At 39.0% G+C, this 12,342-nt stretch carries 14 protein-coding genes; 10 read left to right on the top strand and 4 right to left on the bottom strand.

Going from position 1 to position 12,342, the window contains the following annotated elements; translation table 11 throughout:
- Nucleotides 1-133 precede the first annotated feature (133 nt).
- From mltG to FN960_RS14295, 5 genes are all read left to right on the top strand, one after another.
- On the top strand, nt 134-1,279 hold the full coding sequence (mltG, locus tag FN960_RS14315) for an endolytic transglycosylase MltG (protein WP_143849426.1): 1,146 nt from the start codon (nt 134-136) through the stop codon (nt 1,277-1,279).
- A 68-nt stretch (nt 1,280-1,347) separates the two neighbouring features.
- A complete protein-coding gene (locus tag FN960_RS14310) occupies nt 1,348-1,986 on the top strand; it encodes an O-methyltransferase (RefSeq protein ID WP_143849425.1) in 639 nt (212 codons plus the stop codon).
- Between the two features lie 79 nt (nt 1,987-2,065).
- A complete protein-coding gene (gene udk / locus FN960_RS14305; RefSeq protein ID WP_143849424.1) occupies nt 2,066-2,704 on the top strand; it encodes a uridine kinase in 639 nt (212 codons plus the stop codon).
- 71 nt (nt 2,705-2,775) lie between these two features.
- The gene (gene greA, locus FN960_RS14300) at nt 2,776-3,252 is read left to right on the top strand and encodes a transcription elongation factor GreA (RefSeq protein WP_143849423.1); all 477 of its coding nucleotides are present in this window, start codon (nt 2,776-2,778) and stop codon (nt 3,250-3,252) included.
- A 276-nt stretch (nt 3,253-3,528) separates the two neighbouring features.
- Nucleotides 3,529-4,194, top strand: coding sequence for a YrrS family protein (locus FN960_RS14295; RefSeq protein WP_143849422.1), 666 nt, complete (start codon nt 3,529-3,531; stop codon nt 4,192-4,194).
- 62 nt (nt 4,195-4,256) lie between these two features.
- Here FN960_RS14295 and FN960_RS14290 read toward each other — a convergent pair whose 3' ends face one another.
- Entirely contained in the window at nt 4,257-6,071 is a 1,815-nt protein-coding gene (locus tag FN960_RS14290; RefSeq protein ID WP_143849421.1) for a DNA ligase D, read from the bottom strand.
- Nucleotides 6,072-6,180: 109 nt separating this feature from the next.
- Here FN960_RS14290 and ku point away from each other — a divergent pair, with 109 nt between their 5' ends.
- The 3 genes from ku to FN960_RS14275 all read left to right on the top strand — a co-directional run bounded on the left by ku (nt 6,181) and on the right by FN960_RS14275 (nt 8,097).
- Entirely contained in the window at nt 6,181-7,008 is an 828-nt protein-coding gene (gene ku / locus FN960_RS14285) for a non-homologous end joining protein Ku (protein WP_143849420.1), read from the top strand.
- A 64-nt stretch (nt 7,009-7,072) separates the two neighbouring features.
- A complete protein-coding gene (mtnN, locus tag FN960_RS14280; protein WP_143849419.1) occupies nt 7,073-7,771 on the top strand; it encodes a 5'-methylthioadenosine/S-adenosylhomocysteine nucleosidase in 699 nt (232 codons plus the stop codon).
- Between the two features lie 86 nt (nt 7,772-7,857).
- Nucleotides 7,858-8,097 carry a YrhC family protein gene (locus FN960_RS14275; RefSeq protein WP_185971044.1) on the top strand — a complete coding sequence of 80 codons (240 nt, stop codon included), beginning with the start codon at nt 7,858-7,860 and terminating at the stop codon, nt 8,095-8,097.
- 114 nt (nt 8,098-8,211) lie between these two features.
- On the opposite strand, the gene FN960_RS14270 is transcribed toward FN960_RS14275, so the two are convergent.
- Both FN960_RS14270 and lplA read right to left on the bottom strand, forming a co-directional pair.
- A complete protein-coding gene (locus FN960_RS14270; protein ID WP_143849417.1) occupies nt 8,212-8,829 on the bottom strand; it encodes an NUDIX hydrolase in 618 nt (205 codons plus the stop codon).
- Between the two features lie 188 nt (nt 8,830-9,017).
- On the bottom strand, nt 9,018-10,010 hold the full coding sequence (gene lplA, locus FN960_RS14265; protein ID WP_143849700.1) for a lipoate--protein ligase: 993 nt from the start codon (nt 10,008-10,010) through the stop codon (nt 9,018-9,020).
- A 167-nt stretch (nt 10,011-10,177) separates the two neighbouring features.
- On the opposite strand from lplA, the gene FN960_RS14260 reads away from it, so the two are divergent.
- Entirely contained in the window at nt 10,178-11,209 is a 1,032-nt protein-coding gene (locus FN960_RS14260; protein WP_143849416.1) for a phosphotransferase enzyme family protein, read from the top strand.
- Nucleotides 11,210-11,222: 13 nt separating this feature from the next.
- Nucleotides 11,223-11,684 (top strand): hypothetical protein, encoded by a 462-nt coding sequence (locus tag FN960_RS14255; RefSeq protein ID WP_143849415.1) that lies wholly within the window; start codon nt 11,223-11,225, stop codon nt 11,682-11,684.
- Nucleotides 11,685-12,115: 431 nt separating this feature from the next.
- On the opposite strand, the gene FN960_RS23020 is transcribed toward FN960_RS14255, so the two are convergent.
- Nucleotides 12,116-12,342: hypothetical protein (locus tag FN960_RS23020; RefSeq protein WP_221936808.1), on the bottom strand; the 227-nt coding region annotated here is incomplete at its 5' end.

The following is a 12,342-nucleotide window of genomic DNA, read 5'->3' as shown; positions in this document are numbered from 1 at the left end:
GTTGTAGTTAGATTCAAATAATAGGAAAGACTATTTTGTGAACAAATTCTCATTTTTTTCCCATGCTTTAAAAAACAATACTGACATTTCCCAGATGTATTAGTATAATGGGAACGGCGGAGGGAGGAGAATCATGTCTGATTCTAAAGAAAAACCACGGAATACGTTGTATGAAGATCGTGTTTCTCAGGCAAAGGTTGTACGTAAATGGGTATTTATTTCCTTGATTGCCATTGTCATTATTGGTGCTATAATGGCAGTAAGCGGATATGCTTATTTATCAAGTACACTTGAGCCAATGGATAATGAAAATGGTGAGGAAATTGAAATCACCGTTCCTATAGGATCAACACCTAGTACAATTGGAGAAATACTGGAGGAAGCAGGGTTGATCTCAAATAGTACAGTGTTTAGATATTATGTTCGCTATTTGAATGAAGGTAACTTTCAGGCTGGAGACTATACTCTATCGACAGAAATGTCGATGGAAGAAATGATTCATGCTATGAAAGACGGTAAAGTCATGCAAGAGCCAGTGTTTTCTTTTACGATACCCGAAGGATTTTGGCTAGAGGATATCGTCTCTCGAATTTCGGAAGTAACACAACATAGTGAAGAAGAAATCATGGAAACCATACAAAATAGAGAATACATTGAGTCATTAATTGAGCAGTATCCAATGCTTGGTAATCAGATATTAGATGAAGATATTCGATATCCATTAGAGGGTTATTTATTTCCTGCAAGATATGATTTTACGGATGAAAACACATCTATTGAAACCATCATTGAGTCAATGCTTGAACGAACCCAATCTGTTTTGGACAATTATACGGCTGAGATCGGCAATAGTAATTACACCGTACATGAGTTGTTGTCACTTGCATCTATCATTGAAAGAGAGGCACAGACATCTGAGGATCGTTATTTAATATCAGGTGTTTTGTACAATCGACTTGATGATAATATGAGACTTCAGGTTGATCCGACCGTTGCTTATGCGATTGGTTCGCATCTTTATATGACTTCATTACAGGACTTAGAAGAAGATTCACCTTATAACACGTATATGTATGAGGGGATTCCTGTTGGTCCAATTGCAAGCCCTGGGGAAGATTCCATAAAAGCTGCTGTTGAACCAGAAGTGACAGATTATCTGTTTTTCTATGCGCGAGTAAATGGTGAAGTAATATATAATAGCTCTTATGAAGAGCACCAAGAAGTGGTAGAGACGTATAGGCAAGAATGGATCGATGCAGGAGAAGAGGCAGAAAGCTAAAATTATAAGGTTTGGAAGGGATGATCGCTCATTCCTTCCTCTTTTTATCGTGAGGAGTTAAAAAGCACATGTTTGATCAAAAGACGCTGGACTACTTGGAACAGATTACACCAAAGCGAACGGATCTGCTTACTGAGATGGAACAATATGCAGCAGAACATGAGATTCCAATCATGGATCTTGTAGGAATGGAAAGCTTACTTCAGCTTATGAAGCTTTATGCACCTAAAAGAATACTTGAAATTGGTACTGCGATTGGTTACTCAGCTATTCGTATGGCTGAGGCATTTCCAGATGTGGGGATCGTTACTATCGAACGAGATCCAGAACGGATTGAACTAGCCAAACACTACATAAAACAAGCCAGACTCGAGGACCGCATTCATCTCATTGAGGGAGATGCATTAAATAAGGTAGAATTACTTGAAAAAATGCCTTTGTTTCATGTATTATTTATTGATGCGGCAAAAGGACAATACCAGCGTTTTTTTGATCAGTACGCAGCATTGGTTGCTCCTGGTGGCGTGGTATTTTCTGATAACGTTTTATTTAGAGGTCTGGTTGCAGAGCAGGATGTAGATAGTAAAAGACTTTCAAAGCTTGCAAGCAAAATCCGAACATATAATCAATATATTATGGATCATCCGGACTTCCACACACGAATCCTTCCAATTGGTGATGGTCTAGCCGTAAGTGTGAAGAAATAAATCATGTGCGCAAAAAGGGTTTTTTGTTAGATAAGTCGAAGAAACAAGAGATTAGATTTATTGAAAAGAGGAAAGTATTATGAATCACAGGCCTATCATCATTGGTGTTGCTGGGGGAACTGGCTCCGGGAAAACAACCGTTGCCAAAGAAATATTTCGTCAGTTTAATGAACAATCGATTGTTTTAATTGAGCAGGATGCATATTATAAGGATCAAGGTCATTTGAGTATGGAGGAACGACTGCATACGAATTATGATCACCCACTTGCTTTTGATAATGATCTGTTACTGCAGCAACTGCAGGAGCTACGGGAAAAAAGGCCGGTGGATAAGCCGATATATGATTATGCAAACCATACCCGATCTGCTGAAGTGATTCGAATTGATCCAAAGGATGTTATTATCCTTGAAGGGATTTTAATATTAGAGGATGAAAAGCTCCGTCAGTTAATGGATATTAAATTGTTTGTTGATACAGATGCTGACATTCGAATTATCCGTAGGCTATCACGTGATATTAAAGAACGTGGTCGCTCTATTGATTCAGTTATTGATCAGTACACAAATGTGGTAAGACCCATGCATTTACAATTCATTGAACCTACAAAGCGTTACGCCGATCTAATTGTACCTGAAGGCGGTCAGAATAAAGTAGCCATAGATTTAATGGTCACTAAGATTCGGGCAATTATTGAAGCTAAATCATTGCTAACTTAATGAGGAAGGCTTAGCCTCTCTTATCTAGTATAGGATTTATTATAACTTGTATCTTATGAGGAGTGAGTCAAGTGGCAGAAGAGAAAAAGCACTATATGACATTGGATGGTAAGAAAAAGCTTGAAGAGGAATTGGACTATTTAAAAACAGAACGACGTAAAGAAGTCGTTGAACGTATAAAGGTAGCCAGAAGCTTTGGAGATCTTTCTGAGAACTCTGAGTATGATTCCGCTAAAGAAGAACAAGCATTTGTTGAAGGGCGAATCCTTCAAGTAGAGAAAATGATTCGTGATTCTATTCTTATCGAAGAAGAAAGCGCTCCTGGAGATATTGTATCCTTAGGGAAAACGGTTCGATTCCTTGAACTACCTGATGGCGATGAAGAAGAGTATATTATTGTAGGAAGTGCAGAGTCCAATCCATCTGAAGGTAAGATCTCAAATGATTCACCTTTGGCTCAAAGCTTATTAGGCCGTAATGTAAAAGATCGTGTCACGGTAAGTACACCTGGCGGAGATATGGAAATCGAAATTCTTGAAATTAAATAATTGTCTTTGATGAAACAGACCGAAGCTAGTCTAATTCAATAGTATAAAGAGCCAAACGATGATGTGAGTCTAACTACATAATGGTTTGGCTCTTTTGTAGCTAGGTCTTTCTTTCACAGTCTCGTTTTTTCTCTCGTTCTTATTTACTACTTGGATTTATGGTTCTTTGTTGATCTTCCAGTCTAAGAAGATATAATAGGGAAGAAGGTTCCTTTTTATTTCTGATAATCCTATGTATAATAAGGGATACATTTGGCAAGAAGGGATGATAGAGTTATGCAAGGGCAACGATATGAAAGCCGAAGACGTAAAAAAATGAGTCGTTTTTTAAATATAGCAATTGGGGTAGTGCTTGTTCTGATCGTAGGAGTTGGTCTACAAATTATATTCTCTGATAATGATGAGACCGCGAACACAACACCTCAGGAGCAATCAACAAATAATAACGGTCAGTCCACTGGTTCTGTAAGTGATCCAGCTACAGGTGGGGATGAATCAGACTCAAATGAAGCCGTTGAAGAGGATGACCCAGCTCAAGATTCTGAATCGGATTCCAGTGCAAGAGTAGAAGACGAAGATGACGAGACAGATGATGAGCAACAAACGGATGAAGATGAAGCTGAAAACGAAGAGGATAGCCAAGAGGACGGCGAATGGGAGCCTGTAGGTACGCAGCAAACAGGTGAATTTTCTCCTGACTTCACCCAAGGTAGTCAGAACTGGAATGAGATGGTTACAGCATTAGAATCTGCGACAGGCGTCTCTTCTTCGGAAATGACACTTTGGAGACTTGAAAACGGTGGTTCCCCAACCTCTGCTGTGGGAACATTTAGTGATAGTGACACAATGGGGACTCCTTACCGTGTAAGAATTGAATGGCAGGATGGACAAGGCTGGCAGGCTGTTTCTATGGAACAGCTTGATAGTAACCCATATCGATAAAACGTAAATAACACTGCAAAAGCCCGGGTCATCCTTTAGATGAAGCCCGGGTTTTTGTATGCTTACTCAATTAAGGTTTGCTTCTGTATGGCTTTTAATGATTCAGAGAAAGGCTGTTTAACACGGGCCATATCGTAATCTCTAAATGGATCCTTTTGTTTTTCTAATCTCTCTAAAACACTACTGATCGTAAATTGGGAGGGAGCCAGTTCCTCAGTAAGCTCTGCCCATTCAAGAGGTGTAGCGACATACCCCGTTTCTCCTCTAACTGAATAAGGAGCTATGATTGTTTTTCCTTTATCGTGCTGAAGGTAATCTAGGTACAGCTTTCCTTTCCGATTTTTCTTTAACCGTTCTAATGTAAAAGAGTCAGGATACTGCTCTGTAAGAAAGCGACAGAGAAAAAGAGTGAAAACTCTTGTCTGCTTATAAGAGAAACGATTGGGGGGCAGAGGGATATACAGCTGTAGCCCTTTGCCTCCTGAGGTTTTTACAAAAGACGTTAATTGAAAATAGTCTAGTGCCGCTTTTGCAAGCTTGGCCGCTTGTACTGCGGCTTGAAAATCGGATGCAGAGGGTGGATCTAGATCAATCACAATTTCACTTGGACCTGTGTGTGAATGCTTTTGAAAAGGGACATGAAATTCTAACGCTAATTGGTTTCCGAGCCATAGTAGACTTTGCATTTCATTGCAAAGAATATAGTGTGTGCCTTCAAAAAACGTCGACTGAACATAGGATGGTGCATACTCAGGTTTGTTTTTTTGATAGAATCGTTCTCCCTGATTACCGTGTGGATAGCGAATAACCGTTAATAATCGATCCTGCAAAAATGGAAGCAGGTGTGGTGTGATGGTCTGTAAATAGTAGAGATAATCAGCTTTATTTATAAGAGGCAGAATGGGCTTATCTGGATGCGTGATATCAACATAATCAGATGGAAAGCTGAGGTCGCTACGTAATTTATTTAATGTACACATATCTGGATGGGTTTCAAGTAAGAAATGAGAAAATTCAGGCTCACGAAGCTTGCCGTCGTGGAAGCCAATAGATGCCACTTCTGCACAGATACTTGCTGGCAACTGCCAATGATCATTTGTCTTTTTCTTACCATTTTTTTTGAACAGATCAATTAGGGCGGTGCGTTGCTCAGTTGAAAATCCATGGGAGACACTAACCACTTCAATTAATTCATTCTCTTTATAGACATAACCCGTAAAATAGCCATTGGTATGATCATAATCTCTTAAAAGGACCTTACTCGGGCGTTTGAGCTTCCATTTTAACCATTGTTTCGTACGAACATCAGGCTGCCACAAACTACTCTTGCGCTTAGCGACAATCCCTTCTCCCTGTTGGAAATAAAGCTCTTTTAATAACGGATCTATTTCTTGGTAAACGTTTATAAGTTGTAATGGGGAGGAGGTGTGTGAATACAAATGAATATGTTGAAAGAAATCAGCCAATTTTTTCTTGCGTTCACTAAGAGGGAGCTCGGTCAGTTTTGTTCGATCTGATAAAAGCAAATCAAACACCATTAGCTGACATGGGAATTGCTCTGCATAGTACTCGATCGTTGCCTGTTTTTTCAGACGAGAACGCTTTTGCACTTTCGAGAAGCGACTATGTAATTCTGAGCTTAAACAAACAAGCTCCGTATCAAGTACAACTGAGTGCTTTGGAGGATGCCTCTTTAACCAATCAACAATTTCAGGGAATGAGGCGGACAAGTCCTTGCCTCTTCGACTTTGCAACAAGACGTTATCTTTAGACCATGTGACTAAACAGCGGAAGCCATCATACTTGGGTTCATATAACCAGTCGCTTGTTGTTGGCAGAGAATGCGTAAGTGTCATAAGCATGGGCGAAACGTTCATACAAATCCTCCTCATCTAATCGTAATTTTTGCGTCGTTTTGTTTTTCTATACATAGAATCCTTTATAACGCCTCACATTAAGAAGAAAAAATGCGAGGAGCTCGACGAAATGCATACAGTTTGGAAAGGAAGCATTAGCTTTGGTTTAGTTAGTATCCCTGTTAAGCTTCATACAGCAACGGAGAACAAAGATATTAAGTTACGTCAGCTTCACAAAAAATGTCACACGCCTATTTCGTATCAAAAGCATTGTCCTAATTGTGAGGAGGAAGTAAAAGCAGAGGATATTGTAAAAGCATACGAATATAGCAAAGATAAGTTCGTGGTTTTAGACAAAGAAGAGTTGGATCAACTAAAAAAAGAAAATGAAGATAAAGCAGTAGAAATTCTTGATTTTGTAAAGCTTGAAGAGATTGACCCTATCTATTTTGAACGAAGCTACTTTCTGGCACCGGGTGAAGGAGGGAATAAAGCCTATTCTCTTTTACATCAAGCGTTAGAGCAATCTGGGAAGATTGGAGTTGCCAAGATTATTATTCGATCAAAAGAACAGCTAGCTATCGTACGTGTTTATCAAAAGTGTCTTCTAATGGAAACCATCCATTTTCCAGATGAAGTGCGCAGCGTGGAGGATGTTCCCTCAATCCCTGCAGAGCATCAAGTGGATAGCAAGCAATTAAAAACAGCCCTCATGCTGATCGACCAATTAACAACGAGCTTTGACCCCGCAGCCTATCACGATGAATATAGAGAGGATCTTCTCTCGTTAATTGAAAAAAAGAAAACAGGAGATACAACAGTTACAGCATCAAGCAAAAAACCAGCTGCCACAAACGTAACCGACTTAACAGCTGCCCTACAGGAATCATTGGAGAGAACAAAACCAAAAAGAAAAGCTGCAGTCAAACGTAAATCAACCACCCGTAAAAAAGCCTAATACCGTTATCCCATTAGAATGGTGTATACTAATGGAGATATGTTAAATAGAAAGGGCGTTTTACGTGGTTATTGGAATTATTGGTGCAATGGAAGAAGAAGTCGTTTTATTACGTGAAAAATTGACGAATCGAAAGGATCTGTCAATTGCAGGCTGCGAGTTCCACGAAGGGATTATTGATGGGGTTAAGGTAGTCCTATTAAAATCAGGTATAGGAAAAGTAAATGCTGCCATAGGAACAACTCTGCTTATTCAATTGTTTTCACCGGACCGGATCATCAATACCGGCTCGGCAGGTGGATTCTATCAATCTCTATCTGTCGGTGATATCGTTATTTCTACAGAAGTACGTTATCACGACGTTGATGCTACTGTCTTTGGATATGAGTACGGACAGGTGCCACAAATGCCTGCATTCTATCAGCCAGATGCTACCCTAATTAAAGTCGCAGCGGATGCAGCCGAGAACGTAGGCATTCACTCTGAAAAAGGCTTGATTGTCTCTGGTGATTCGTTTATGAGTGACGAAGCAAGAGTAGAAGAGATAAAGCAATTATTTAATGAACCCTACTGTGCAGAAATGGAAGCAGGTGCTATTGCCCAAGTATGTCAGCAATTTGCCGTTCCATTTGTCATTATACGTGCATTATCAGATATTGCAGGCAGTGATGCTAAGATGTCATACGATCAATTTCTTGAGACTGCCTCAGTCAATTCAGCGAAGCAGGTATTATTAATGCTTGAAGATTTAAAATCAAAATAGAAACATTTTCCTTCGCATCCTACTATTACATCATTTATTTGCTAAAAAGGATGATAGAATGATTGGTAGTGAGGGAGGCTGATTTCGTGGAGAGTAATAGAGAGAAGAATCTACTTGGCAAACAAGAGGACTATCGTCGATTTAGTTTTGTTCTGTGGTCATTAGCTGCCTTTTTATACGTAGGATTAGTGATACCAGAGAGCTGGGCACAAACGACAAGACCACCAGAGTTTATGATCCCAGCAATTTGTGTTGCGCTTTTCATTGCAATCGTCTATAACCGATTAGCTGCAAAAGCCACACGCCTGTTATATGAGGATGAATAAGTGTTAAATAGATAGATAGACCGAACGATAAAGTAAAGCAGCGCAAACATTTTCTAATGTTTGCGCTGCTTTTTGCATGGTTCTTGATAGTGAGAAATCTTTATAGGATGAATTCTAGACCGAGTTCTTTTTTAAAATATCAATAAAATCAACTAAAATCTGAGCAGTTAGTCCCCAAACAGTATGTTCCTTATATTGAAATACGTATTCAGTCCGAGTAAAGCTCTGATTCGTATAGGCAGCGCTGTTTGCAATTTGCTTCACCGGAAAATCCTCTGCGAAGGATAACCGCAAAGCGGACTGGTACTCGTGGTGTTTATTCTCTAACAGAAAGTCTAATGGAATGGTAAAAATAGACGAGACCTCATCTTGATTGGGTGAGAGTTTTTCAGGATGTAAAAGATGGCACACAAACGGATAAACAGCTCCCCTTCTTGGACTCATACGGGGTTCCAATGCAGATAACACGCTCACATCCTGGGCTGTTACCCCTAATTCTTCGCAGAGCTCTCTTACGGCTGTATACTCGGGACTAATGTCTTCTTTATCCATTCGACCGCCTGGAAAACATATTTCACCTGGCTGGCTTCGTAAGGTTGTAGAACGAACCTGAAATAATAGAGACAGATTATTATGTTCATCGTACATTAGAGGTAACATAACAGCAGCATGATGATGGTTGGATGGAGTATGGTTTTCTAAAATGGTTTGAATTCGATTTATATCTTTCATAACAGTCCTTTCTAATGCCTTTTTTCATATTTGAAGAAAAGGTGTGAGAATTTATGACAAAAAAACTGTAACTTCGAATGAATTCATTTAAAGTAAGACGTAGGAAAGGTCATTGACCTAGCTTCCAAAATGTTCTCTCTACTCTCCCCCATTGTGGCGGTTCGCTTAGCGGACCGCCAACTTTTTTATTAATAGATCAATTCAAGAAATTCTTCCGTTGTTACTTTACCAAAATAGGAGGAGATGTTTACATCCTTAAGAGCTTCTTCTAATGCGGCATAGTCATACTTCGTTCCGTTAAGAACGTCCTCTAATTCACTTACATCATTTACTCCAAAGAAATCACCGTAAATTTTGCTTGATTCAATTGTTCCACGTCGTACATTCATTCGAACATCTACACTACCACCTGCAAAGCGTTTGCTTCGTTGAATATCAAAGGCTGGTGACTTTCCGTAATTCCAATCCCAGTTTTGATAGCGTTGCTTAGAGAGCTCATGAATACCTTCCCAATCCTTTTCACTTAGATGATACGTAGGGATTTCTCCATCCTCAGAATCAAAAATAAAACGAAGAAGCAATTGTTTAAACTCATCCATTTGAATAGGCTGTTCAAGAAATTCATTCACATTAGCAACACGACTACGAATGGATTTAATTCCTTTTGAGCGAATCTTCTCATCCTTTACATTGAGTGCAGATACAACATTTTCAACTTCAGAATCAAGCATTAGTGTTCCGTGACTGAACATCCGTCCCTTAGTCGTGAATTGTGCATTCCCTGAAATCTTACGCTCACCTACATGAATATCATTTCGTCCACTAAGCTCAGCTGTAACCCCTAATTTAGCTAAGGCTTGAACAACGGGCTCTGTGAACTTTTTGAAATTATGAAAGGAGTGTCCATCATCCTCCGTGATAAAACTAAAATTTAGATTCCCTTCATCATGATAGACAGCTCCTCCACCTGAAAGGCGACGTACGACATAAAGGTTCTGTGCTTTAACATAATCAAGGTTAATTTCTTCATATGTGTTTTGATTTTTTCCAATAATAATTGAAGGTCGATTGACATAAAAAAGTAGGTATGTATCCTTGGGGTCCAGATTTTTTAAGGCGTATTCCTCAATTGCTAAATTTATTTCTGGATCAGTAATTCCTGAATTATCAATGAATTTCATCATATAAACAATCTCCTTTATATAGTAAATCTTCCTTTAAGTATAGCGATAATTTTAATAATGGTCGAGTTGAATGACTTTTTTAGAACGCAATGCGCGTTTTTTTTTCGAAAACCTGCTACCGAAGCTAAAAGTGGTCGTATAATGGGGTAGGGGGGGAGAAGCGCTTGAAAGAAAAAGTAATCAAAGACGCAGCTTCTTGCTATGGAGCAGAGCTAATAAAATGCTTGGGAGGATTCACGAATCAAGTATATTTATTACAACAGGGTCAAACAGAGCTTGTACTAAAAGCATATAGAGCTGACCAAATCTCTTATAGGCAGTTACACTCCAAAAATGTATGGATGCAAGCTTTAAGAGAGAAAGGAATGTTGTTACCTTTACATATCATGACGCAGGATGAAAAACCTATTTTAGAGAGAGAAGCCGGATCTGAAAAATACTACTTTGTGGCCTTTTCTAAGGTGAAGGGCTCCATTGTTCATCCAGAACAATGGAACAAGCAATTATACTACTTATGGGGACAGTCACTTGGAAAGATGCACGCAGTGGCTTCAACGTTTAACCCACCTGATGAGGAATTTGAATTACCCCATTGGAGCACCAATCCTTTGGTCCAATTTTCACATGACGATTTTGATCAATCAGTGCTCCAGCAATTTCAAGAGATGGTTGACTATTCAGCATCACTGCCAATTTCAACAAAAACATTTGGCATTACTCATAATGACTATCATCATGAGAACTTTTTCATTCATAGACAACAGGTCATTCCAATAGATTTTGATGATGCACAGTATAGTCATTTCTTTTATGATCTTGCTGTTTCTATTTATCATGCCGTTCAAGTGATCAAAACAAAAGCTAATAAATTAGACTTTCTTTTAGAATTTTTACCTCATTTTTTTCGTGGCTATGAATCCGAACATGTATCTCTTGATCAATTTGGCGATTGGAAGGAGCAGCTTCCTAAATTTTTGTCATACCGTCATTTGTACTCGTATGTATACTTACAGTTGAACCTATCAAATGAAATGAAAAATAGTCTACAACCTATACTCGAAAAGATGAAAAAAGAGATCTTACATCAGAAACCGATTGTTCATCTATCTGAAAATTTTTTGGAAAAAATAAGGGCATCTGTTTTGGAAATGGATGATCGGGTAAAGGATACTAATGTATGGAATAACATTAAATAAGGAGCGGTTTTTTATGCCAAGGCAATTAATAAGTAGAAAGTTAATTTTGGTTAACGCTTATCTTTTTATTTGCTTTGCTATACTATCTTTAGTAATGATTGGACCTTTTGAATGGCATTTTCATGCGTTGGTGGGTATTTTACTAATTATAGTTGGAGTGAATCAACTTCTTAAGCATCATTTTCAATTCTTTCTTACTAATTGGTCCAAGCAAATTCTCCAGTACAAACAGAGGAAGCTTGGTAAATCAGAATGGAAGAAGTGGGATCGTCATATTTTTTCCATTTACGGATGGTTTATATTAGGCGGGCTCTATCTTATTAGTGCAATCATAGGAGGAGGGAATCCATTTTCTACTACACCGTATCCTATATTTATTGGTATGGTTGTAGTGATGGCTCTGCTTATTAATTTATACGTTGTAGTTGATAATAACAGACTAAAAAGATTAATTCAGACTCATCAGACGAATTGATTTATATAAAGCCTGAGACTAAATAGAAAAGCTGACAATGTTGGAGTAAATCCATTCCATTGTTCAGCTTTTTTTATGTTGTCGTTCCAAAAGTACACTTCGCTTGCGTCGATAAAGGAATGGGAGGGTATCTGAGTATGGTTTCTTCGGCTGCCGCTCCCGAAAATGGGGGCACGCTTTCCGCGGGGAGGTACCTGAGCTAACCCGACTACGTCGATTTAGCTCAATGAACCTTTTCATCGAGGTAACTGAAAAGAAGACGTTTTACCTTAAATATAATAGTTTAGTGACGTGAAAAATGAACAAGGTCGCTCTTGTCACAAGGAATATCGGGATGAGAGGTAGATACATCGGGTGGAAAGTGAATCCATCGCAAAGTGCAGAGAATACCTCGGAAGACGATCTACACTCGATTGCGCAAGTCGGTAAGCTTAGCCAATCCAGTCACCATCCTTACCCCACGGATGGAAAATGCGCGAAATAGATCGGGGACGCGCGATAAAAATTAAAATGCGCGAAAAACATCGGATCATGCGCGGAAATATCAAGCCAGTGCGCGATAAAAACGAAAATGCGCGAAAAGGTGGTGCACCCCAAAAGTTAGAGGACAAATCTAACGTTTGGGGTGTTTTTATATGAGTAAATATAGTGAGGAATT

The organism is Alkalicoccobacillus porphyridii (assembly GCF_007293315.1).
GTDB classification, from domain to species: domain Bacteria; phylum Bacillota; class Bacilli; order Bacillales; family Bacillaceae_D; genus Alkalicoccobacillus; species Alkalicoccobacillus porphyridii.
The sequence above is the reverse complement of the archived record's forward strand: the minus strand, read 5'-3'. Positions and strand labels throughout refer to the sequence as shown.